This window comes from Thauera sp. WB-2 (assembly GCF_027594845.1).
Lineage (GTDB): Bacteria > Pseudomonadota > Gammaproteobacteria > Burkholderiales > Rhodocyclaceae > Thauera > Thauera mechernichensis.
Genome location: NZ_CP088935.1, coordinates 2684260 through 2707463 on the forward strand (window position 1 = coordinate 2684260; position 23204 = coordinate 2707463).

Annotated in this window: 22 protein-coding genes; 14 read left to right on the forward strand and 8 right to left on the reverse strand. The window is 68.2% G+C overall.

Features of this window, described 5'->3' with window-relative positions; translation table 11 throughout:
• Window positions 1-2 precede the first annotated feature (2 nt).
• The 3 genes from LQF09_RS12285 to LQF09_RS12295 all read left to right on the forward strand — a co-directional run bounded on the left by LQF09_RS12285 (window position 3) and on the right by LQF09_RS12295 (window position 3437).
• Window positions 3-1184 (forward strand): ABC transporter permease, encoded by a 1182-nt coding sequence (locus LQF09_RS12285; protein ID WP_270068086.1) that lies wholly within the window; start codon window positions 3-5, stop codon window positions 1182-1184.
• Between the two features lie 679 nt (window positions 1185-1863).
• On the forward strand, window positions 1864-3171 hold the full coding sequence (locus tag LQF09_RS12290) for an MFS transporter (RefSeq protein WP_333482866.1): 1308 nt from the start codon (window positions 1864-1866) through the stop codon (window positions 3169-3171).
• Window positions 3168-3437, forward strand: coding sequence for a hypothetical protein (locus tag LQF09_RS12295; RefSeq protein ID WP_270068088.1), 270 nt, complete (start codon window positions 3168-3170; stop codon window positions 3435-3437). The genes LQF09_RS12290 and LQF09_RS12295 overlap by 4 nt, the downstream gene beginning before the upstream one ends.
• Before the next feature lie 10 nt (window positions 3438-3447).
• Here the strand turns inward: LQF09_RS12295 and LQF09_RS12300 are convergent, their stop codons facing one another.
• The 3 genes from LQF09_RS12300 to LQF09_RS12310 all read right to left on the reverse strand — a co-directional run bounded on the left by LQF09_RS12300 (window position 3448) and on the right by LQF09_RS12310 (window position 7222).
• Window positions 3448-4311 (reverse strand): UDP-2,3-diacylglucosamine diphosphatase, encoded by an 864-nt coding sequence (locus LQF09_RS12300; protein WP_002926383.1) that lies wholly within the window; start codon window positions 4309-4311, stop codon window positions 3448-3450.
• On the reverse strand, window positions 4311-5543 hold the full coding sequence (locus tag LQF09_RS12305; RefSeq protein ID WP_270068089.1) for a glycosyltransferase family 4 protein: 1233 nt from the start codon (window positions 5541-5543) through the stop codon (window positions 4311-4313). The genes LQF09_RS12300 and LQF09_RS12305 overlap by 1 nt, the downstream gene beginning before the upstream one ends.
• Before the next feature lie 68 nt (window positions 5544-5611).
• The gene (locus LQF09_RS12310) at window positions 5612-7222 is read right to left on the reverse strand and encodes a L,D-transpeptidase family protein (protein ID WP_270068090.1); all 1611 of its coding nucleotides are present in this window, start codon (window positions 7220-7222) and stop codon (window positions 5612-5614) included.
• Between the two features lie 130 nt (window positions 7223-7352).
• On the opposite strand from LQF09_RS12310, the gene LQF09_RS12315 reads away from it, so the two are divergent.
• Window positions 7353-7919 carry a YcbK family protein gene (locus LQF09_RS12315; protein WP_002926386.1) on the forward strand — a complete coding sequence of 189 codons (567 nt, stop codon included), beginning with the start codon at window positions 7353-7355 and terminating at the stop codon, window positions 7917-7919.
• An 8-nt stretch (window positions 7920-7927) separates the two neighbouring features.
• On the opposite strand, the gene LQF09_RS12320 is transcribed toward LQF09_RS12315, so the two are convergent.
• On the reverse strand, window positions 7928-8296 hold the full coding sequence (locus LQF09_RS12320) for a diacylglycerol kinase (protein ID WP_002936554.1): 369 nt from the start codon (window positions 8294-8296) through the stop codon (window positions 7928-7930).
• A 174-nt stretch (window positions 8297-8470) separates the two neighbouring features.
• Between LQF09_RS12320 and LQF09_RS12325 the strand changes: the two genes are divergently transcribed.
• Entirely contained in the window at window positions 8471-10843 is a 2373-nt protein-coding gene (locus LQF09_RS12325) for a serine/threonine protein kinase (RefSeq protein WP_270068091.1), read from the forward strand.
• A 32-nt stretch (window positions 10844-10875) separates the two neighbouring features.
• Here the strand turns inward: LQF09_RS12325 and LQF09_RS12330 are convergent, their stop codons facing one another.
• A complete protein-coding gene (locus LQF09_RS12330) occupies window positions 10876-12030 on the reverse strand; it encodes a PQQ-dependent sugar dehydrogenase (RefSeq protein ID WP_270068092.1) in 1155 nt (384 codons plus the stop codon).
• 116 nt (window positions 12031-12146) lie between these two features.
• Between LQF09_RS12330 and LQF09_RS12335 the strand changes: the two genes are divergently transcribed.
• The 7 genes from LQF09_RS12335 (at window position 12147) to LQF09_RS12365 (ending at window position 20152) form a co-directional block, all read left to right on the forward strand.
• Entirely contained in the window at window positions 12147-12497 is a 351-nt protein-coding gene (locus tag LQF09_RS12335) for a VanZ family protein (RefSeq protein WP_002926397.1), read from the forward strand.
• 143 nt (window positions 12498-12640) lie between these two features.
• Window positions 12641-14614 (forward strand): peptidase U32 family protein, encoded by a 1974-nt coding sequence (locus LQF09_RS12340; protein WP_270068093.1) that lies wholly within the window; start codon window positions 12641-12643, stop codon window positions 14612-14614.
• Between the two features lie 78 nt (window positions 14615-14692).
• Window positions 14693-15082 carry a thioredoxin family protein gene (locus LQF09_RS12345; protein ID WP_270068094.1) on the forward strand — a complete coding sequence of 130 codons (390 nt, stop codon included), beginning with the start codon at window positions 14693-14695 and terminating at the stop codon, window positions 15080-15082.
• Between the two features lie 401 nt (window positions 15083-15483).
• The gene (gene ovoA / locus LQF09_RS12350) at window positions 15484-17601 is read left to right on the forward strand and encodes a 5-histidylcysteine sulfoxide synthase (RefSeq protein ID WP_270068095.1); all 2118 of its coding nucleotides are present in this window, start codon (window positions 15484-15486) and stop codon (window positions 17599-17601) included.
• On the forward strand, window positions 17598-18701 hold the full coding sequence (locus tag LQF09_RS12355) for an ADP-ribosylglycohydrolase family protein (protein ID WP_270068096.1): 1104 nt from the start codon (window positions 17598-17600) through the stop codon (window positions 18699-18701). The genes ovoA and LQF09_RS12355 overlap by 4 nt, the downstream gene beginning before the upstream one ends.
• A gap of 470 nt (window positions 18702-19171) precedes the next feature.
• On the forward strand, window positions 19172-19693 hold the full coding sequence (locus LQF09_RS12360; RefSeq protein ID WP_270068097.1) for a DUF3617 domain-containing protein: 522 nt from the start codon (window positions 19172-19174) through the stop codon (window positions 19691-19693).
• 189 nt (window positions 19694-19882) lie between these two features.
• Window positions 19883-20152: a hypothetical protein gene (locus LQF09_RS12365; RefSeq protein WP_002926416.1), complete on the forward strand. Its 270-nt coding sequence runs from the start codon at window positions 19883-19885 to the stop codon at window positions 20150-20152.
• Between the two features lie 35 nt (window positions 20153-20187).
• Here the strand turns inward: LQF09_RS12365 and LQF09_RS12370 are convergent, their stop codons facing one another.
• Window positions 20188-20658, reverse strand: coding sequence for a CreA family protein (locus LQF09_RS12370; protein ID WP_002926417.1), 471 nt, complete (start codon window positions 20656-20658; stop codon window positions 20188-20190).
• A gap of 237 nt (window positions 20659-20895) precedes the next feature.
• Between LQF09_RS12370 and LQF09_RS12375 the strand changes: the two genes are divergently transcribed.
• On the forward strand, window positions 20896-21423 hold the full coding sequence (locus LQF09_RS12375; protein WP_037984252.1) for a cytochrome c oxidase subunit 3 family protein: 528 nt from the start codon (window positions 20896-20898) through the stop codon (window positions 21421-21423).
• Between the two features lie 28 nt (window positions 21424-21451).
• On the forward strand, window positions 21452-21745 hold the full coding sequence (locus tag LQF09_RS12380; protein WP_002926419.1) for a cytochrome C oxidase subunit IV family protein: 294 nt from the start codon (window positions 21452-21454) through the stop codon (window positions 21743-21745).
• Window positions 21746-21751: 6 nt separating this feature from the next.
• On the opposite strand, the gene LQF09_RS12385 is transcribed toward LQF09_RS12380, so the two are convergent.
• A complete protein-coding gene (locus LQF09_RS12385; RefSeq protein ID WP_002926420.1) occupies window positions 21752-21964 on the reverse strand; it encodes a SlyX family protein in 213 nt (70 codons plus the stop codon).
• Between the two features lie 80 nt (window positions 21965-22044).
• Complete coding sequence (gene queG, locus LQF09_RS12390; protein ID WP_270068098.1) at window positions 22045-23148, reverse strand: tRNA epoxyqueuosine(34) reductase QueG; 1104 nt, start codon at window positions 23146-23148, stop codon at window positions 22045-22047.
• Between the last annotated feature and the right edge of the window lie 56 nt (window positions 23149-23204).

The following is a 23204-nucleotide window of genomic DNA, read 5'->3' on the forward strand; positions in this document are numbered from 1 at the left end:
CGATGAACGACCACAACACGCATGCCGCTGCGCCCGCCCCCGCCCGCAGGCGCGGGCGCAGCCTGGTCCACAACACCTGGCACCTCGGCATCAAGGAGTTCCACAGCCTGCTCGGCGACTGGACGATGCTGTTCCTCATCGTCTTCATGTTCTCGGTCTCGGTGTACGCCGATGCGCGCGCCAAGCCGGAGAGCCTGCACCGCGCTGCAATCGCCGTTGTCGACGAGGACCGCTCGCAGCTGTCGACACGCATCGTCGCCGCGCTGCAGCCGCCGCAGTTCATCGCGCCGGATCTGATCGAGCTGGGCGAGATGGACAAGGGCATGGACGCCGGCCGCCACACCTTCGTGCTCGACATCCCGCCCAACTTCCAGCGCGACGTCCTCGCAGGACGTGCGCCAGCCCTCCAGCTCAATGTGGACGCCACCCGCCAGAGCCAGGCACAGACCGGCACCGGCTATATCCAGAGCATCGTCAACGATGAGATCCGTGCCTTCGTGCTGCGCTACCGTACGGCCGCTCCGCAGCCGGTCGAGCTCGTGCCGCGCGCGCTGTTCAATCCCAACCTCAGCCAGAGCTGGTTCGCCGCGGTCACCTCGATCATCAACAACATCACCCTGCTCGGCATCCTCCTCACCGGCGCCGCCCTGATCCGCGAGCGCGAACACGGCACCATCGAACACCTGCTGGTGATGCCGGTCACGCCACTCGAGATCATGCTCTCCAAGGTCTGGGCGATGGGCGCGGTGGTGCTGCTCGCGTCCGCGCTGTCGCTGCAGATCGTCGTCAAGGGTGTGCTCGGGGTGGCCGTGCCCGGGTCGGCGCTGCTGTTCGCCTTCGGCACCCTGCTCTATCTATTCGCAGCGACCTCCATCGGCATCTTCATGGGTACGCTGGCACGCAACATGCCCCAGTTCGGGCTGATGGCGATCCTGGTGCTGCTGCCGCTGCAGATCCTGTCGGGCGCGCTCACGCCACGCGAAAGCATGCCCGAGCTCGTCAGCACGCTGATGGCCTTCACCCCCACGACCCACTACGTCAGCCTCGCCCAGGGTGTGCTCTTCCGCGGCGCCGGGCTCGACGTGGTGTGGCCGCAGTTCCTGATGGTCGCGCTCATCGGCGGCTTCTTCTTCACCCTCGCCCACACCCGCCTGCGCCACACCATCGGCAAGATGCAAGGCTGACCCCCCGCCCACGCTGTAGGAGCGGCGCGAGCCGCGAGGGGTCGAAGGCGATGGCGCCGAGATGAGCCGATGAAAAGCTCGCGGCTGGCGCCGCGCCTACGCAAAACCTCGCACCGCCGCCCTCCCGTAGGAGCGGCGCGAGCCGCGAGGGGTCGAAGGCGACGGCGCCGGGATGAGCCGATGAAAAGCTCGCGGCTGGCGCCGCTCCTACGCAAAACCTCGCACCGCCGCCCTCCCGTAGGAGCGGCGCGAGCCGCGAGGGGTCTAAGGCGACAACGCCGGGATGAGCCGACGAAAAACTCGCGGCTGGCGCCGCTCCTACGCAGCCCCCCGCGCCGCCGCCCTCCCGTAGGAGCGGCGCGAGCCGCGAGGGGTCGAAGGCGACAGCGCCGGGATGAGCCGATGAAATGCTCGCGGCTGGCGCCGCTCCTACGCAGCCCCCGCACCGCCACCCTCCCGTAGGAGCGGCGCGAGCCGCGAGGGGTCGAAGGCGACGGCGCCGGGATGAGCCGATGAAAAGCTCGCGGCTGGCGCCGCTCCTACCGAAAACCACCACGCGCGTCACCCGCCGTAGGAGCGGCGCGAGCCGCGAGGGGTTGAAGGCGATGAGCATTGGGTGGACGATGAAAAGCTCGCGGCTGGCGCCGCGCCTACCCGGAACCCCGCGCTGCAGCCCCCGATGTGCGATTCGCTGGTATTTTGTCGGCTTCGCGCCCACCGGCGCCCGCTCGCTGACCGCACCTTCATGCCTCGCCTGCCCCTCGACGCCTCCAACCTGCCCCTGCTGCTGCTCTATGGGCTGATGCTGCCGGTCACGGCCATGGTGCCGGTGCTGCCCGACTTCACCGCTCAACGTTTTCCCGGCCTGGGACAGTTTGCCAGCCACCTGTTCATGTCGATCAACATGATCGGCGCCCTGATCGGCGCGCCGATCGCAGGTCTGCTGTCGGACCGCCTCGGCCGTCGCAAGGCACTCGCGGTGCTGGCGCTGCTGCTCAACGGCGCCACCCTGCTCGGCATCGCCTGGGCCTACGCACGTGCGGAGATCTACGGGCTGCTGCTCGGTCTGCGCTTCGTGGAGGGCTTCGCGCACATGTCGGCGCTGTCGCTGCTGATGGCCTTGGGCGCCGACAGCGCCGGCAAGGCGGGGCTGGGGGCGCGCATGGGCGCGGTCGGGGCCTCGATCAGCCTCGGCGTGGCCAGCGGCGCGCCGCTGGGCGGCTTCGTCGGCGGCATCAACCCACTGTGGGTGCCGATCGGCGGCGGCGTATTGTCGATCCTGCTCGCCGTCGCCGGCTTCATGTACCTGCGCGACGCGGACGCGACGCGGCAGCGCCCGCGCCTGGCCATGGCCGAGATCGTGCATACCCTGCGCAGCCGGCAACAGTTGCTGGTGCCACTGGCGTTCTCGTTTGCCGACCGCCTGACGGTGGGCTTCATCGTGTCTACGCTGTCGCTCTATCTCGGCCTGGTCATCGGTTTCGATGCACGCCAGATCGGCCTGGCGATGGCGGCCTTCCTGGTGCCGTTCTCGCTGCTCACCTACCCGGCCGGACACCTGTCGCGGCATTGGAACCCGCTGGCGATGATGGTGAGCGGCAGCGTGCTGTATGGCATCTTCCTGGCCGTGCTCGGCTTCCTGCCAGGGGAGTCGATCATGGCCGCGATGGCCGTCGGCGGCGTGATCGCGGCGCTGATGTACGCGCCCTCGCTCGTGCTCGCAGCGCAGTATGGCGGCGAGGACTGCCGCGCAAGCGCGCTCGCCGCCTTCAACATGGCGGGCTCTCTCGGCTTCGCCGCCGGCCCGCTGCTGAGCAGCGCCCTGCTGGCCGTGTTCGGGTTGGTCCTGGCTGCGCCCTACCCTGCCGTTTTCGTCTGCATCGGCGCCATCGAAGTCGTGCTCGCCGTGGTCGTGCTGGTCATGGTGCGCCGCGGCCGGCTGGCTGCAGACGGAGGCCAGACAAGCATCGAAGGGCGCACCCAATGAGCAGGGCTGGTGCCCATTACAGGCTGTCGCGGCTGTATCGCCCGCGCGACGGCCGCTTCTGGCTGATGATCGTCCTCAACCTGCTGTCGGCCGTGCTGGCCTGGGTCCTGCGAACCTATCCGCTGGTGCCGCTGGCGATGGCAGTGATCGCCCTGTTCGCGCTCGGCAACGCCCTGCTCGGCATGCGCCTGATGATCGATCTGATGCGCGCGCCCCCGGGCGAATCACCATGCACGGACAAGCTCGACAAGGACGCGCGCAACTGAGGCACGCGGCTCAGATGTCGGGCGTGAGGTAGATCCGCTCGGGCTGTGCGATCGGCTTCGGCGCAGGCCGGGCCGCCGGCCTGGACTCTGGCAGCGGGCGGGCCTCAAGAAGTACCGGCGCCTGCTCGCCGTCGCCGCGGGTGACGCCCCAATTCACGACCTCGAGGCGGCCGTCGTAGTGCTCGACCACCGCGCTGCAGGTGTCGACCCAGTCGCCACAGTTGAGGTAGCGGATCTTGCCGATGCGGCGGTCGGCGGGCCAGTGGATGTGGCCGCACACCACACCGTCCACACCGCGTTGTTGCGCCGCATGGGCGACGGCATCCTCGAAGTCGAAGATGAAGCTCACCGCCTTCTTCACCTTCTGCTTGGCGTAGCCGGCAAGCGACCAGTAGCCCGGCCGGCGCAGCAGGCGCCGCGCCTTCGACAACAGCAGGTTGAGCCGGACCAGCGTGTTGTAGCCGACGTCGCCCAGTACCGCGACCCAGCGATGGTGGCGCGTCACCTGGTCGTACTCGTCGCCATGCACGAGCCAGTAGCGGCGTCCGTCCAGGGTCTCGTGGATCCACTCGGTTTCGACGCGGATGTCGCCGAAGGCGACGCCGGCGTATTCCCGCAGGGCTTCATCGTGGTTGCCCGGGATGAAGAAGACCTTGCAGCCGTGGCGCGCCCGGCGCAGCACCTTCTGCACCACGGTGTTGTGTGCCGGCGCCCATTGCACGCTGCGGTTCATCGCCCAGAAATCGACGATGTCGCCGATCAGGTAGAGATATTCGGACTCATGCTCTTTAAGGAAGGCAAGCAGGCTGTCGGCCTGGCAGGCCCGCGTGCCGAGGTGGACGTCCGATATGAAGATGGTGCGTACGCGCTTCATCAGCCTTGTACCTCCCGTGCTCGCAGATCCGTTGCAGGCACTTTGGCCCGCCAGTGCCCTTCCCACGCCCGCAGCAGCGCCGCGGAAAAGTGGTCGTTGACCGCCTCCCAGTCGATACCGATCGCGGTCTGGCGGGCCTGCACGCCCAGCTCGGCGCGCAGGGTGTCGGCCAGCGCGAGTTGCAGCGCGCGCTCGACGAAGCCCTGCTCGTCGCCGCAGCGCACCACGGCGCCGTTGCCCAGGTCGGCAATGACTTCGGCGGCTGCCGCATAGTCGTAGGCCAGCACGCACAGGCCGCTGGCCATGGCCTCGAGGGTGACGTTGCCGAAGGTCTCGGTCAGGCTGGGGAACAGGAACAGGTCGCCGGAGGCGTAATGGGCGGCGAGATCCTCGCCGTGGCGCATGCCCGCCTGCACCACGTCGGGGTGCTCGCGTGCGATGCCCGCCCGCATCGGGCCGTCGCCGACCAGCACCATGCGGGCGTCCGGCCGCTGCTGGCGGATCGCAGCGAATGCGCGCAAGGCGAGGCCGAGGTTCTTCTCCGCGGCGATCCGGCCGACGCAGACCACCGCCAGTGCATCGGGCCCCACGCCCCACTGCCGGCGCAAGTCCGCGCTGCGGCGCGCGGGTGAGTACAGGCGCGTATCGACCCCGCGCGAGATCACCTCCACGCGCTCATAGCCCTGGTCGCCCAGGTTGCGCGCCAGCGCAGCGGTAGGTACGTAGGTGGCGGCGGTGCGGTTATGGAAGCGGCGCAGGTAGGCGGCCACCGGCTGGCGCAGCCAGCCCACGCCGTAATGCGTGCTGTAGTGGTCGAAGTTGGTGTGGAAGTCCGAGGTCACCGGCAGACGCAGCTTGTTGGCGGCGGTGACGGCGGTCCACCCCAGCGGCCCTTCGGTTGCCACGTGCACCAGGTCGGGGCGCTGGCGCGACCACTCGCGCACCAGGCGCGAGCGCGCCGGCAGGCCGAGCTTAAGGCCGTCGTAGCGCGGCAGGCGCAGGCCGCGCGACAGCACCTCCTGCAGCCCGCCAGTCGACATCGCCGTATCGGCCGGCGTCTGCCGCGGGCGCACCAGCTGCACGCTGTGGCCGCGGGCGATGAGCCCGTCGACCATGCGTTTCAGGGTCATCGCCACGCCGTTCACCTCGGGCGACCAGGTCTCGGTGACGAGGGCCACGCGCAGCCGGGGCGACTGGCAGAGCTCTTCGGTCGTGAAGTCGAGCGTTCTCATGGCACCGCAGCATAGGCGGCGCACAAGTCAGCACGGTTAAGCGTGCATTGCCGGATGATGACGACGGATCAATGCGTGCCTGCACGCGCTGCGGCATCGAGCGCGGCGGCGACAGTGCGGTCGTGACCGTAGATGTCGTTGCGCAGCTGCAGTGTGCCGTCCGCGTTGAGACCTGCCGTGGTGTAGTGCAGCAATACGGTCACATCACGGCCGACGCGCTGGGTCTGCGTGCGACCGCTGTCGAGCGCCTGCTGCAAGGCCTCCGCACTCCAGCGCTGCGGGTTGTCTAGCAGCAGCAATGCGAGCGCTTCAGGCTGCTCGACACGCACGCAGCCGGAACTGAGCGCCCGCTCCGAGCGCCCGAAGAGCGAACGCGCGTTGGTGTCGTGCAGATAGATCGAGTACGGATTCGACAGCGAGAACTTGATGCGGCCGAGCGAGCCATCGGCCCCTGACGCCTGCACGACGCGATAGGGGAATCCGCCGCTACGTGCGCCGGACCAGTCGATTTCGGCCGGGTCCACAGCCTCGCCGTCCCGATCGAAGATGCTCAAGCGATGCTTGTCGAGGTAGTCCGTGCCGCGCGCGACGGCTGGAATCACGTCCTCGCGCAGGATGGTCGGCGGCACCACCCACTTGGGGTTGAAGACCAGATTCACCACCTTGTCGCGCAGCGACGGCGTCCTGCGTGTCGGTTTGCCGACGATCACGCGCGCTGACCAAAGGGTTTCGCCGCCCAGGCGGAGCTCGGCGCGATAACCGGTGATATCGACCAGCAGGCGGTCGCCCTGCAGGTCGGACGCCACCCAGCGCAGGCGCTCGAGGTTGGCGCGAACCTGCTCGACCCGCTGCGCCGGGGTGGTGTTGAGCGCGGCAAGCGTCTGCCGGCCGACGGCCGCATCGTCGTCCATGCCATGACGGCGCTGGAAACCCTTGACGGCCTCGGCCAGCGCCTCGTCGTAGTACGCGGGGTCGGGCGCTGCGCCGAGGTCTGCGCCGGCGGGTTCGAGGTGGACGCGTTCGGGGCCGCCCTCGGCCTGCAGCCGCGCCCGCAGCGCAGCCACCCGTGGGTTGCGCTCGCCGGGTCGCAGGGTCACGCCCGCCGGGACACGCGGCCAGTCGTCGCCGATGCGCGCCTGGTAATGCACGAGCGCCTGCTGCAACGCCCGGTAGAGTGCAGGCTCGGGTGCCTGCAGCGCAATCGCGGCGCCAAGGTCTTCGGCGCGCAACACGGCTGCAAGCTCGGTGGCGCGCTGGTGAGGACCGGGCATCGGGGTGAAGTTCCAGTCGCGGTAGAGCTGCCGCGGGTCCAGCACGCCATAGCGGATCTGGCGCAGCAAGCGGGCCAGCGTGTCGCTGAGCAGCAGTTCGCGTTCGGCCTGCTGTGCGGCCGACAGCACAGCCGGTTCGGCGTCCCCCGCATGGCGCAGCGCCTGCAGGGGGAAGCTGCCCGGCACCAGGCCATGCGCAGCCGCGCCTTCCACCGCCGCAATCAGCGCACGTGTGCGCACGCTGTCGTTCCAGACCGGGCGGTAGGCGCGCCCCAGATAGAACAGTGCAACCGTCTCGTCCGTCGTCGCCGGTCGCAGGCTGAGCAGACGCTCGAGTTCGGCGCCGACCGCCGCGCCGGCATCGGCCGGCTGGGCCACACCGCCCCGCCCCGTATCCGGGGAATCCATTGCCGCGCCCAGCGGCACGCCCCAGGTCAAGCCGAGAAGCAGCGTACAGGTTACAAAACTTTTGCCCAAACGCAGCCCGACATCGTTTAGGATGCCGCCTTCAAGTGCTTGTTTGGACTGGTTATTGTTCATGTCGAAGATTTCCCGCGATCACGCCGCGCCGCGCCGCCGCCTGTTCCTCAAAGGCCTCGCCGCCCTGCCGCTGGGCCTTTCAGTCAATGCCGCACATGCCGCCCGGCACGACCGCCAGCTCGGCTTTCGGCATACCCATACCGACGAGCGGCTCAGCCTGGTCTACCGGAACGCAAACGGTTACATCGAGCCTGCCCTGCAACGCATCAACTGGCTGTTGCGTGACCACCGTTCGGGCGAGTCTACCCGGATGGATCCCAAGCTCTATGACATCCTTCACGCCCTGAGCATAGCCTGCGGCGGCGACACCTTCGAGATCATCTCGGGATACCGCTCGCCGGCAACCAACAACGCCCTGCGCAAGACCGGCGGTGGCGGCGTGGCCAAACGCAGCCTGCACATGGATGGCAAGGCGATCGACATCCGCCTCGTCGGTGTCGATACCGCCCGCTTGCGCGACGCCGCACTTGCCCTGGGCGTGGGTGGCGTCGGCTACTATCCCGGCTCCGACTTCGTGCACATCGACACCGGCCCGGTGCGCAGCTGGGGCCCGCGCAAGGCCTGAGCCCCGTATCAGCCCAGCAGCACCAGCCCCCACACGACGGCGGCGTTGATGAGTGCGATCAGCACCGCAGCGCTGCCGATATCCTTCGCCCGCTTGGCGAGCTGGTGACGTTCGAGCGACACCCGGTCGACAGTCGCCTCGATCGCTGAGTTCAGCAGTTCCACGATCAGCACCAGCAAAACACTGCCGATCATCAGCGCGCGCTCGAGCGCCGAATCGCCCAGCCATAGGGCCAGCGGCAGCGCCACCAGCGTCAGCAAGACTTCCTGGCGAAAGGCGTCCTCGTGGCGATAGGCGGCACGCAACCCGTCCAGCGAATAGTGAAAGGCGTTCCAGATCCGACGCAGGCCGGTCTTGCCTTTGAAAGGGCTCTCCATCGCAGTGTCTTCATCCTGGCTGAATATGGGTCGCGATGATGACACGAAACACGTTACCAGCCGTGTTGTGTGCAGGGCTGGACGAGCGTACGGTTCTGAATTAGCGTTGCGCACCCGCGCACCGGATCGACTGGATTCATCGCCGGGCCTTCATCAACCGGCAGCGGTCAAATCATGAGCAGCAGCATCGGTCGCTTCGAGATCAGGCGCGAACTTGGGCGCGGTGCGCAGAGCATCGTCTATCTCGCCTGGGACCCTCAGCTTGAACGCGAGGTCGCGGTCAAGACCCTTCATTTCGCGGCCGCCGAGCGCAAGCAGAACGCCGCGCTGCTGGCCGAAGCGCGCTCGGTGAGCCGGCTGCGCCACCCGGGCATCGTGCCTGTGTTCGAGGCGGGCGAGGAGGACGGCGACCTCTACCTGGTGTTCGAGTACGTCCCCGGCGAGAGCCTTGCCGCGCTGATGCGCCGCCGCGGCGCGATACCGGCCGCCGAGGCCGTGCCGATGATGGTCGACGTCCTCACTGCGCTGGCCGAGGCACACGCACAGGGCGTCATCCACCGCGACCTCAAGCCGAGCAACGTGCTGATCGACGCCGCGGGCAGATCGCGCGTGATGGACTTCGGCATTGCCCGTCATGTCGATGACCCGAAGGCACGCCAGGGGCTATCGGGCACACCGGGTTTCATCGCGCCCGAGTACATCGAGCGCCGCGAACTGAGCCCGCGCAACGACGTATACGCCGCGGGCGTACTGCTGTTGTGGATGCTGGCCGGTCGCCCGGTTCATCGCGAGACCGACCCGGCCAAGCTGCTCGAACTCGCCCGCAGCACTGCCGTCACCGTACCGGCCGACGGCGCACCGATCGACGAACAGCTGGCCGCCATCGCCTTGCGCGCGGCAGCGCTCGACCCGCAGGCACGCTACGCCGATGCCAACGCGTTCCGCCTTGCACTGCAGGCGTGGCTGCAGCCCCCCGCCACCACCGCCGACCCGGTGGCCGAAGACGGGCAACCCGCTGCGCTCGACTTTCTGCTCCGACGCATGAAGCACCGCGGCGACTTCCCCGCCCTGTCGGAATCGGTAGCCGCGATCAACCGCATCGCGTCGAGCGAATCGGAAACCATCGGTACCTTGTCGGCGCTGATCCTGCGTGACTTCTCGCTCACCAACAAGCTGCTGCGCCTGGTCAACTCGGCCCATTACCGACCGGCCGGCGGCGGCCAGATCAGCACCATCTCGCGTGCGATCGTGGTGCTCGGCTTCGACACCGTGCGCAACATCGCGATCACCGTGCTGCTGTTCGAGCACCTGCAGAACAAGGCCAACGCGGCCCAGCTCAAGGAGGAGTTCCTGCGCGCCTGTCTGGCCGGCCTGTTCGGCCGCGAGCTGGCGGCGCACCTGCGCCTGCGCGACGGCGAGCAGGTCTACATCTGCACCGTGTTCCACAACCTTGGCCGCCTGCTGTGCCAGTTCTACTTCCCCGAGGAGAGCGAGGACATCCGCCGCCTGATGCAGCAGCAGGGCTGCAAGGAAGAGGCCGCGGCCCAGCGCGTGCTGGGCACCGGCTTCGAGGCCCTCGGTATTGCCCTGGCCCGGCACTGGGGCTTCCCGGAGCTGATCCAGGACAGCATGCGCCACATCGAGGATGGCCCGGTGCGCCGCCCCGCCACGACCGAGGAACGCCTGCGTGCGCTGGCAGCCTGTGCCAACGAATACTGCGACGCGGTGGCGCTGCTGCCAGCGGACGAGCGCGACAAGGCGCTGCAAGCGCTATCGGCGCGCTTCGCCGACGCGGTTCCGGTCGGGGCGCAGGCGGCGCGCGAACTGATGCATGCGGCGGCCGAGGAGATCGAGGCCTTCGCCTCCACCATCAAGGTCAGCATGGCGAACACCCGTATCGGCCGCCAGCTGCGCCAGCTCGTCGATGGTGCGCCGGCTCCCGCCACGCTCACCGATACCGGCCTGCCGGTCGCCGCCCTGCTCGAACAGAGCACGCCCGCGCAAGCCACCGAGGAAGGGCGCAAGGCCGCGGATGCGCAAGCCGTACTCAGCGCCGGCATCCAGGACATCAGCAACACCCTGGTCGAGGACTTCAAGCTCAACGACGTGCTGCGCATCATCCTCGAGACCATGTACCGGGCAATGGGCTTCAAGCGCGTGCTGCTGTGCATCCGCGACCCGCGCACGAATGCGATGACAGGCCGCTTCGGCTTCGGGCCGGGCGTCGCCGAACTGGCCCGCCAGGTCCGCTTCAGCCTGTCGGCTCATCCCGACAACGTCTTCAATGCCGCCACGGCGAAAGGCGCTGACATCCTGATTTCGGACATCGACGATCCGAAGATCGCCGCCCATGTGCCCGACTGGTATCGCAAGTCGGTACCGTCGCACACCTTCGTGCTGTTCCCGCTCACGATCAAGGACCGCCCGGTGGCGATGATCTATGCCGACAAGGAGCGCGCGGGCGAGATCGAGATCAGCGAGCAGGAGCTTGCCCTGCTGCGCACGCTGCGCAACCAGGCCGTGCTGGCCATCAAGCAGGCCGGCTGAAGGCGCACGCAGCCATGCATGGGGCCGCCGGCCTACTGCGCAGGCTCAAGGCGCAGGATGCGGCCCTCGCTCTCGTCGACGACCCACACATAGCCGTCCGGCCCCTGGCGCACGTCGCGGATGCGACGGCCGAGTTCGGCCAGCAGGCGCTCTTCGTGGCGGACCTCGTTGCCATCGAGCACCAGACGGGCCACCAGCTGGTAGCGCAGCGCGCCGACCAGCACATTCCCCTTCCATTGCGGGAAACGCTCACCGGTATAGAAGCTCATCCCCGACGGTGCGATCGAGGGCGTCCATTGCAGCAGCGGCGGCTCGACGTCATCACGGCTGCTGCCCTGGCCGATCTTGCGCCCGGTGACGTACTCGCGGCCGTAGGTGACCTCGGGCCAGCCATAGTTCAGCCCGGGCAGCGCACGGTTGATCTCGTCGCCGCCCTGCGGACCGTGCTCGTGGGTCCACAGTTCGCCCGTCTGCGGGTGCAGCGCCGCGCCCTGGATGTTGCGGTGGCCGTAGGACCAGATCTCGGGCAGCACGCCTGCACGGCCGACGAAGGGGTTGTCAGGCGGCACGCTGCCGTCGAGCGCGATGCGCACGACCTTGCCGATGTGGCTATCGAGCGCCTGCGCCCGCTCGCGCGCACCGCCACGGTCGCCCAGGGTCACGAACAGCGTGCCGTCGGCAGCGAAGACCAGGCGCGAGCCGAAATGCTGGTTGCCGGAGGGGTCCTCGTTCTGCGCGAAGATCCGCTGCACCTCGCGCAGTTCGAGTCGCTCGAGGTCGAGGCGTGCGCGCGCCACCGCGGTGCGCGCGCCGCGCTGCGTCGGCTCGGCGTAGGAGAACACGATCAGCCCGTCCTGCGCGAAGCTCGGGCTCGGCACCACGTCGAGCAGGCCGCCCTGGCCGCGCGCGTGCACCGCCGGCACCCTGGCGATGGGGGCCGACAGGCTGCCGTCGGTACCGACCACGCGCATGCGGCCCGGGCGCTCGGTCACGAGCATGCGGCCGTCGGGCAGGAAGGCGATCGACCACGGCGTATCGAGGCCGGTGGCAAACTCGGTCACCTTGACGTTACCGGTCTCGGTACGCACCACCACGTCACGCGCAAACGTCGTCCCAGAGAGCAGTACGGAGGACGCCAGTATGGACGCAAGCAGCAATGGACGGAAACTTCTGTTCGATTTCGGCATCTTCAGGCTCCCCGGTGTAGTGGTCGCAGCATCGCATCTGCGGCCCGGCCAACGCCATGCGGCAGCGGCCCCGACATCAACAATTCAAGCAACAAAACGCGTCACTAGGACTTCGCATGCCCTCATCCGTTCGCAAGACCCTGCGCCTGCTGTTCGTGCTCGTGCTGCTCGCCGTGTTCTGGATGGCCTTGCTGCCCGCCCCCGAGGTGGCCAAGCTGGTGTCCTGGCAGGACAAGATCGAGCACGCGGTGCTGTTCGCAGTGCTTGCCCTGCTAGCCCTCGCCGCCTGGCCCGAACGGCCGGTCACCATCGCCGTGGGCCTGCTCCTGTACGGTGCAGCGATGGAGTTCGCACAGTCGATGACCGCGCACCGCTTCGGCGACCCCTGGGACTGGGTGGCGGATGCAGTGGGGCTGCTCGTGCTGGTGCCGTTCGCCCTTGCCCGACGCCGACGCCTGCGCGGCTGAGCCAGGCACACGGGTGCAGCGCCGCCAGGCCACCGTGATGAGCGCAGGTTGAGCGCCTTTTTTGACCACAGGCGCGCCTGGCGGCGCGCGCCTTGTTATCATCCCGGCCTTTCCGATCAAGCGCTTGCGCAATCCAGACGCCGATGAGCACCGACCGCCACACCCTCGAACTCCTCGCCCCGGCCAAGACCGCCGACTTCGGCATCGAGGCCATCAACCATGGCGCGGACGCGGTCTACATCGGCGGCCCTGCCTTTGGTGCGCGCTCGTCCGCGGACAACTCGGTGGCGGACATCGCGCGCCTGGTGCAGCACGCCCACCGCTACCACGCGCAGATCTTCGTCGCCACCAACACCATCCTGTTCGATGCCGAACTCGAACCGGCGCGCAAGCTGATCTGGGAACTGTATGACGCCGGCGTCGACGCACTGATCGTGCAGGACATGGGCCTGCTCGAGCTCGACCTGCCGCCCATCCAGCTCCACGCCAGCACGCAGACCGACATCCGCGACGCCAGCAAGGCGCGCTTCCTGCAGGACGTGGGTTTCTCGCAGATCGTGCTGGCGCGCGAGCTGTCGCTCGCCGAGGTGAAGAAGATCGCCGCAGCCACCACCTGCCAGCTCGAGTACTTCGTGCACGGCGCGCTGTGCGTGGCCTTCTCCGGCCAGTGCTACATCAGCCACGCCCATACCGGGCGCAGCGCCAACCGCGGCGAATGTTCGCAGGCCTGTCGACTGCCCTACGACCTCAAGGACAAGGACGGCCACACCGTCGCCAGCAACCAGCACATGCTGTCGATGAAGGACAACAACCAGAGCGCCAATCTGCGCGCGCTGGCCGCCGCGGGAGTCAGTTCGTTCAAGATCGAGGGCCGCTACAAGGACCTCGCCTACGTCAAGAACATCACCGCGCACTACCGCACGCTGCTCGACGACATCATCGAGCACCCGGACGCCGACGGCCCTGCATACCGCCGCGCCTCGAGCGGGCGCACCACCTTCCTGTTCACCCCGCAGGCCGACAAGACCTTCAACCGCGGCTACACCGACTACTTCACCAACGACCGCCGCCACGGCATCGAGGCCTTCGAGTCGCCCAAGTTCGTCGGCGAACCGATCGGCCGGGTGAAGAAGATCGACACCAAGGGGCGCAAGTTCTTCGACGTCGAGCGCGTCTCGCCAATCCACAACGCCGACGGCCTGACCTGGTACACGCCGAAGGGCGAACTCACCGGCCTGCGGGTGAATCGCGCCGAAGCCAACGGCGGCGGCGAGGGGATCGACCGCATCTTTCCGTCCGAACCGCTGCCGTCCGACCTGGTACCCGGCACCTCGCTGTTCCGCAATCACGACCACGAGTTCGAGCGTGCACTCGAGAAGAAGTCCGCCGAGCGCCGCATTGCGGTCGATGCGCAGTTCGCAGCGACTGCGGACGGCTTCGTGCTGACACTTGTAGACGAGGACGGCGTGCGCGCGAGCGCAAGCCTTACGACAGCCTTCGCGCCGGCACAGAACGCCGAGCGCGCGCTCGCCACCCTGCGCGAACACATCGCCAAGCTGGGCAACACCGACTTCGTTGCCGGCGACATCCTCATCGACCTGCCGGCGCCCCCCTTCCTGCCCGCGAGCCAGCTCAACGCCCTGCGCCGCGAAGCCGTCGAGCGCCTGGAGCACGCAAGGCTGCTGGCCTACGCCCGCCCGCCACGCGCCGCACCGGTGGAGCCCCCCGTCCCCTATCCGCAGGACGCGCTGAGCTACCTTGCCAACGTCTCGAACGACAAGGCGCGTGCCTTCTACGCCAGGCACGGCGTCAAGCTCATCGACGCCGCCTTCGAGGAGAACCAGGAGACCGACGACGTCTCGCTGATGATCACCAAGCACTGCCTGCGCTACAGCTTCAACCTGTGCCCGAAGGAAGTGAAAGGCATCCGCCCCGACCCGATGCAGCTGGTCAATGGCAACGAGACGCTGACCCTGCGCTTCGACTGCAAGCGTTGCGAGATGCACGTCGTCGGCGGAATGAAGCCCCACATCGCGAAAATGCGCGACACGGTGGTCGCGCAGAAGGTTCAGTTCCACACCAAAGCGACAGCTGTAGCCACAGCGGGCACCGTCTGAAGCAAACGCCAACCCTCACCTTCAAGACGGCCGACACACACCTCACTCGGCCTCATCGCAATCGATCAGGCGCGCAGGATGCTTACCCCGGCCCAGGAGCTACCCGAACACCCCCGTCTCGCCATGCAGCCCCTCGTGGTGGTGGCCCTGTGCGCCAACTGGTGCGGCACCTGCCGTGACTTCCAGGCGGTGCTCACCCGCATCGCCCTGGCCCATCCCGAGATCGTCTTTGCCTGGGCCGACATCGAGGACGATGCCGAACTCGTGGGCGATATCGACGTGGACGACTTCCCCACATTGGCCGTCTTCAAGGCGGGTCAGCCCCTGCACTTCGGCGCCTCACTCCCCATCGAGGCGGTGGTGACACGACTGCTGGCGCGTCTCGCGCAGTCCTCCGCTACCCCCACTGCCGCCCCCAGCGTCATTCCAAGCGCGGTGCGCGAGCTTGGCGCCCGGCTGAGCCGCTGAGGCGCGTTCGGGCGCGTGGGCGGGCGCCGAAAAGGTCGTAAGAGACTCGCGGCTGGCGCCGCTCCCACGCGGGGGACGCGCGCGGTGGTTTCCGGTAGGAGCCGCGCCAGCCGCGAGCTTTTCATCGCCCACCCAACGCCGATCGCCTTCAAACCCTCGCGGCGGGCGCCGCTTCCACGCGGGGGACGCGCGCGACGGTTTCCGGTAGGAGCGGCGCCAGCCGCGAGCTTTTCATCGCCCACCCAACGCCGATCGCCTTCAAACCCTCGCGGCGGGCGCCGCTTCCACGCAAAAGCACTCGCCCGCACCCCGCCTGTCCCTCACCTCCCCCACCCCAGCCGCCCTTGATCCCGCGCCCGTGATCTTGCACAGTCCCATGCATCGCCTCGCGGATGCCGACCATGAACGCCCTCTTCCCCCGCACCCCGCTGCTCGCCGGCCAGGACGTCGAAGCCAAGCGCGCCGAACTGCTGCACTACTTCCACGCCACCTTCGACCGTTACGAGTCGCTGTTCGAGGTACTGGCCTGTGACGAGGCCTACTACAAGAAGCCGATCAGCCTGCGTCACCCGCTGATCTTCTACTTCGGTCACACCGCGACCTTCTTCATCAACAAGCTCCTGCTCGCCGGCCTGATCGAGCAGCGCATCGATCCGCGCCTGGAGTCGATGTTCGCAGTCGGCGTCGACGAGATGAGCTGGGACGACCTCGACGAAACCCGCTACGACTGGCCCACGGTGGCCGAGGTCGCCGCGTACCGGAACAAGGTGCGGGCGGTGGTCGACCGGGTGATCCGGGAGACACCCTTCACGCTGCCGATCGGCTGGAAGGATCCGTTCTGGGCGGTGGTGATGGGTATCGAGCACGAGCGCATCCACCTCGAAACCTCGTCAGTGCTGATGCGCCAGCACGCGCTGCACTACGTGAAGCCCCACCCCGCCTGGCAGCCCTGCGCCGAGCACGGCGAGCCGCCCGCCAACACCCTGGTCGACATCCCCGCCGGCGTCGTGCAGCTCGGCCGCAGCTTCGACGAGCCGATCTACGGCTGGGACAACGAATACGGCAGCCACCGCGCCGAGGTGCCGGCCTTACAGGCGGCGCGCCACCTCGTCACCAATCGTGAGTACCTCGGCTTCGTCGAGGCCGGCGGCTACGCCGACGACAGCGTGTGGGACGAGGAGGGCCTGGGCTGGAAGCGCTTTGCGCGTGCCGAACACCCGACCTTCTGGGTACCCGGCGCCGCCGGCTGGAAGCTGCGCCTGATGACCGAAGAAGTGCCGATGTGCTGGGACTGGCCAGTGGAGGTCAATTGCCTGGAGGCGCGCGCCTTCTGCCGCTGGAAGGCGCGCGAGACCGGTCAGCCGGTGCGCCTGCCCACCGAGGACGAATGGAACCGCCTCTACGACCATGCCGGCCTCGCCGACGTGCCGCACGACGCCCCGGCCAAGGCCAACCTGCATCTCGACCACTGGGCCTCGAGCTGTCCGGTGACGCTGTTCCAGCATGGCGAGCTGTTCGACGTGGTCGGCAACGTGTGGCAGTGGTGCGAGACGCCGACCTATCCCTTCGACGGCTTCGACGTGCACCCGATCTACGACGACTTCACTACGCCGACCTTCGACGACCGCCACGCCATCATCAAGGGCGGCAGCTGGATCTCGGCCGGTAACGAGTCGCGCCACGCCGCGCGCTACGCCTTCCGCCGCCACTTCTTCCAGCACGCGGGTTTCCGCTACATCGTCAGCGACGCCCCCGCGCTCAATCCGTCCTCGACCTACGAGACCGACGCGCTGCTGTCGCAGTACGCCGAGTTCCACTACGGCGACGAGGCCTTCGGCGTACCCAACTTCCCGAAGGCGCTCGCCGACATCGCGATCAGCGCACAGCGTCGCTTCGGCAACGGCCAGTTCGGCCGCGCGCTGGACCTCGGCTGCGCCACTGGCCGCGCCAGCTTCGAACTCGCGCGCGCCTTCGAACGCGTGGTCGGCATCGACTTCTCGGCGCGCTTCATCCAGGCCGGCGCCAAGCTCGCCGAGACCGGCGCGCTGCGCTACACCATGCCCGACGAGGGCGAGCTGGTGAGCTACCACGAGCGCCGGCTCGACACGCTGGGCCTGGCCGAGACCGCCGGCCGCGTGGAGTTCTGGCAGGGCGACGCCTGCAACCTCAAGGAGGTGTTCACCGGCTTCGACCTCATCCTCGCCGCCAACCTCATCGACCGCCTGTACAGCCCGCGCCGCTTCCTCGCCGATGTGCCGCGGCGCCTCAACCCCGGCGGCCTGCTGCTGCTCGCCTCGCCCTACACCTGGCTGGAAGAACACACCAAGCGCGAGGAGTGGATCGGTGGCTTCAAGAAGGACGGCGAGTCCTTCACCACGCTCGACGGCCTGAAGGAACTGCTCGCCGCCGACTTCGAGTTGGTGCAGGGGCCGCAAGCCGTGCCCTTCGTGATCCGCGAGACGCGGCGCAAACACCAGCACACCCTGTCGGAGCTGACCATCTGGCGAAAGCGCACATGAGCGCGGTCGACAACCGCGCCGACCCTGCGCCCCTCGCCGACCGCGCCGCCGGCGCGCTGATGGGCGCCTTCATCGGCGACGCACTGGCGCTGGGGCCACACTGGTACTACGACCTCGACGCGCTGCGTACGCGCTACGGCGCGTGGATCTCCGACTACACCGCGCCGATGCCCGACCACTACCACGCGGGCATGAAGGCGGGCGAATCCTCGCAGGCGGGCGTGCTGCTGCGTCTGACGCTGGAATCGCTGGCCGAGCGTGGCAGCTATGACGAGGCCGACTTCTGCCGCCGGATGGACGAGGTGTTCTTCCCGCAGATTGACGGCACGCCGATGCACGGCCCCGGCGGCTATACCAGCCAGTCGATCCGCGAAGCCTGGCGCAAGCGCATGCAGCAGGGCCTGCCCTGGGGCCAGGTCGCCGGCAATGCCGATACCACCGAGGCCGCCGAGCGCACGCTGGCGATCGCGGTGCGCTACGCGCTCGACCCGGCTGCGCTGGCGGATGCCGTCACCCGCAACACCGTGCTCACCCAGACCGACGGCACCGTGGTGGCGATGACGGTGGCCTTCGGCGCGGTGCTCGGCATGCTGGTCGAGGGCCATGCACTCGATGCGGCGATCTCGGCCAAGCTGATGGCGCGGGTGAAGTCCGGCGCACTGCCCTTCCACACCGTCACCTCTGGAAACCTGCAGGCGCCGAGGCCCGGCAGTGTCGAGGTCCCGACCGCCGGCCGCTTCCCCTCGCCGGATGCGCTGCTCACGCAATCCTCAATCGCGCGCGCAGCGCTCGACCCGGACGTACGTATCGAGCCGGCGTGGAAGGTGTCGCTGGTGTATGGCATGCCGTGCGCGGTGTACCACCAGTTCCCCGCCGCCTATTACCTGGCGGCGCGCTTTGCCGACGACTTCGAGTCCGCGGTGCTGCACGCGGTGAATGGCGGCGGACAGAACCTGGCGCGGGCGATGCTGACGGGGGCGCTGGTGGGGGCGCAGGTCGGCTTTAGCCGCATCCCGCAGCGCTTCATTACGGGTTTGGCGGACAGCGCAGCGCTGCGGGCGATCGTGCAGCGCGTCGCAGTGCAGGTGGACACGGACTGAGTCGGATTGCGAATTCTGCACAGCCGTCCGTGCAGATTTCGACCTTGCGCGCTCTAGCGCCGGGCAGCCGCCGTGGAACAGCGCTCGCCGCCGCCTGAGCTCAGGCTCGCTCCGGAGCGAGCCGGGTGAGGGCCGCACGGACGAAACCCTGCGCATCGGGTGTGTAGTCCCAACGCTCGATGACGCAGTCCCGGTGCTCCTCATCCTCGCCCGGCGAGCCAATCCTGGGGGCTGCGTCTGCGCGACGGACTGATGTTGCTGGGCGGCTACCTGGCCACGCTGGCGGCGGTCGCCTCGGTGATACTGCTTTGGTGGGGCGGGGCTTCCGCGGTAACCGGGATGCTGTCCTGGATCGGCCTCACCTCAGGGCAGTAAGCGCACACCTGCTTGCACAAAGCCACGGAAATACTCCGTGCTCGCCAGCGATAATCTGGCCTTCGCCCAACCGCAACCTCCCAGGAAGCCCCGTCATGACGTCCCACCGGTTCGCCCTGCTTGCCCTCGCGCTCGCCAGCCTCCCGCTCTCCTCCCACGCCGTGGACAACATCCGCCCCGGGCTGTGGGAGTTCCGCTCCACCCACCTGAGTGTGGGCGGCCTGCCGGACATGTCGGCGCACATGGCGCAGTTGCAGCAGCAGCTCAAGAACCTGCCTGCCGACACCCGCCGCATCGTCGAGCAGCAGATGGCGCAGCGGGGTGTCAGCCTGGGCGCGGACGGTACGGCGCGCACCTGCATCACGCCTGAGCAGGCTCGCCAGGACAACGTTTTCTCCGGCAAGGTGGAGGGCAATTGCGTGCTCAGCGACGTGATCAGGCAGGGCAACACGGTAACGGGCACGCTGAGCTGCACCGGACCGAGCGCAACCGGCAACTTCCGCGCACGCGTCCACTCCGCGGAGCACTTCACCACGCGCGTGAGCATGCGCTCGACGCGCGGCGATCTCGACGTCGAGACCGAGGGGCGGTGGCTGGCCGCGCAGTGCGCGCGCTGAGCCAGCGGCGGGTGTGAGCCCGGTCACGACCGGGTAGCGGCAGTGCGCCGCAGGCGGAGTGATTGCGCCGCGCCGTGACGGGCGTCACTGCTGCACGCAAGGGACTGCGGGAAAGTGCATCAAGCCCGCCCGACGCGGGCCGTTACGGGTCTTGAAGGCCCAACCCCCAGGCCCCTGACAGAGGTCATCATGAGCACTCAGCCCCTCTCCGTAATCGAGGGCAAACGCAGCGGCAACTGCCCTCACCCCTGGCATGGCAGCGTCGAGCACGCCGTCAACCGTGCGATCCGCGCTGGCTACCGTGTCGGCCGGCGTGTGCGCATCGGCCACATCGCCGGCTGCGTAGTCGGCTATAACATCGGCCACTTCGGCCGTTTCAGCGGCGCGAGCTACCCCTTGTTGGTGCGTACCGAATTCGGCGTCACCAAGTGCAGCCTCGCCGAGGTGGCGGCGGCCTGAAGCGCGGCAGCCCGTGTGCTGCGCGCGCGGCGCGCTCAGCGCACGGGAATGGCGACGGCCTGCGGGACAGGCACCGCGGTGACGTTGTTCTGCGGGCTACCGTCGATCAGCTTGTCGCTATAAACGAGATAGACCAGCGTGTTGCGTGCGCTGTCGACCATGCGCACGATGCGGATCTTCTTGAACAGGATCGACGCGCTCTGCGAGAACACCTCCTCCTGCCTGCGCAGCGGCTCGGCGAACGAGATCTCGCCCACTTGCCGGCAGGCCACCGAGGCGTCGGCAGTGTCTTCCGCCAGGCCCAGCGTGCCCTTCACGCCGCCCGTGCGGGCGCGCGATACGTAGCAGGACACGCCTTTCACCTTCGGATCATCGAACACCTCGACGACGACCTGGTGGTTCCGACCGATGAGCTTGAAGGCGGTGTCGACGCTACCGACGGTTTCGGCCTGCGCCAGCGGCGCCAGCAGGACGGCTCCGAGGGCAAGCAGGGAAATGATCTTCACGAGTCTGGACTCCGGTTTTGGCGCGGGCCGCCAGTATGGCACCGGCCGCGAGGATTTACCCTGGATCAAGGCAGCGCGGTAGCGTTGAGCGTATCAGTTGGTGATCCTGCCTGGGGCGTGTTGCCCTGGCGCCGCCTCACCCTGCTCCGAGCCCCTGCCGTGCCTGCCGCCCTCGCTTTCCCCGATCGTTCTGACCACACCGCACCGGTTACCGGCCGCATCCCCGGCAGCAAGGCCATGTGGGTGGGCATCTTCTGCGAGCTGACCGAGTTCGCGCTGCTGTTCGCGGTGTATTTCATCGCCCGCGCACACAACCCGGACGCATTCGAGGCCGGGCCGGGACGCTTGTCGCTTGCTGCAGGCACCGGCTACACGCTGATGCTGCTCACCAGTGGCTGGTGCGTGGCGCGCGCGCTGCATGCGATGCGCGCCGGGCGCAAGCCGGCCTGCCTGCGCTGGTTGCTGGCCGGTTTCGTGTTCGGGCTGGGCTACCCCTTGATCAAGATCCTCGAACTGCGCTGGAACTTCAGCCACGGGCTGGACAGCGACGCCGGGGTGTTCGTGGTGACCTACTACTACCTCACCTTCACCCACCTGGTACATGTGTTCTGGGGACTGCTGGGCATGCTGTGGGTGATGGCACGCACCGCCGGGGGCGCCTACACGGTGGCCGAGCATGGTGGCCTGGAAGCCTTTGCCTGCTACTGGCACGCGACGGACATCCTGTGGCTGATGATCTTCCCGCTGTTCTATGTGCTGCGATGAGCCCAATGCCGACCAAGGGACCGAGACAATGAGCGAAACACGCAAGGTCGACCTGGCGTGGCTGCTGCTGGTGCTGCTGAGCGTGGCAGGGGCCGGCCTGGGCGGACGGGCAGATGCCGGCTTGGGCGTTGCCGTGATGGTCGCCGTGGTCATGGCGGTCAAGCTGCGGCTGGTGTGCGACCACTTTCTGGAGCTGCGCAGCGCGCACCAGCGCATCAGGCTGGCAGTGTACGCATTCGCCTACGGGATGCCCCTGCTGGTGGTACTGACCAGCGCGTTTGGCGACACCCTCGCCCGCCTAACCGGCGCGCTCATACCCTGACGCCCTCTACCAGTGCGGCGGCACCTCGTCCTCGGGGCGCAGCGGGTTGCCGGGCTGGATGGTCTTGACCTGCTGGGCAAGCTGGCGCAGCTGCTCGCGCTGCAGTTCCAGCGCCTGCTGCTGCCGCCATACCGTGCGGTTGAGTTCGTCGAGCAGATCCTCGGCAGCCATCAGCTTGGTCTCGAGCTTCTCGAGGCGGTGTTCGAGGTGTTGTTCCATGAGGCGCGGCGGTTCCTGGGAGGGGGTTGCAGACAAGAGGACTGCAGACGAGAGGGCCACAGACGAGAGGGCCGCAGATTCTAGCCGCTCGCCGCCCCGCCATGGCGATCCAGTGCCCAGGCCACATGCTCGCGCACGATGGCGCTGTCGTCCTGCGCGCGTGCCTGCAGGGCAGCGAGGACAGCGGCGGTGGTCGGCGCATTGCCCAAGGCCACGGCAATGTTGCGCAACCAACGCTCGTGGCCGATACGGTAGATCGGACTGCCCGCCGTGCGCTCGGCAAAGTCGGCCGCCGACCAGGCGAAGAGCTCGACCAGCGTGGTGCTGTCGAGGCGATGCCGGGGCGCAAAGTCGGGCTCGCAGCTGAGTTGGGCGAAGCGGTTCCAGGGGCAGGCGAGCTGGCAGTCGTCACAGCCGTAGATGCGGTTGCCGACTTGCGGGCGCAGCGCTTCCGGTATGGCGCCCTGCAACTCGATGGTCAGGTAGGAGATGCAGCGCCGCGCATCGACACGATAGGGCGCGACGATGGCGCCGGTGGGACAGGCGTCGATGCAGGCCGTGCAGCGGCCGCAGTGCGGCTCGAGCCGTTCGTCGACCGGCAGCGGCAGGTCGGTGAAGATCTCGCCGAGGAAGAACCACGAACCCGCCGAGCGATCGAGCAGCAGGGTATGTTTGCCGCGCCATCCGAGTCCGTTGCGGCTGGCGTGCTCCACCTCCAGCACCGGGGCGGAATCGGTGAATACGCGGTACTGGTGCGGCACGGCAGCGGCAATGCGCTCGGCGAGCTTTTGCAGGCGCGCACGCAACACCTTGTGGTAGTCGCGCCCCAATGCGTAACGCGACACATAGGCGCGTTGCGGGTCGGCAAGCGCCGCGCCGGCGTCGGCAGCCGCGGGCCAGTAGTCCATGCGCGCACTGATCACGCGCACGGTACCGGGCACCAGCTCGGCTGCGCGCGCGCGCTTGAGGCCGTGTCGCGCCATATAATCCATGTCGCCGTGGAAGCCAGCCTCCACCCAGGCCATCAGCCCCGGCTCGGCATCCGTGAGGTCGATTCCGCCCACGCCGATCGCATTGAAGCCGAACTCCCGCCCCCACTGTCTGATCTGCGCAACAAATTCAAGCCCGTTGCTCGGGCCCCAACCCGACACCGCGGCAGGCTGCGCGCCCGCCGCAGACGACATGTCCGGTGCCCCCGCCACACTGTCCCTGCCCTGACCTGACGCCATCACCACGAGGT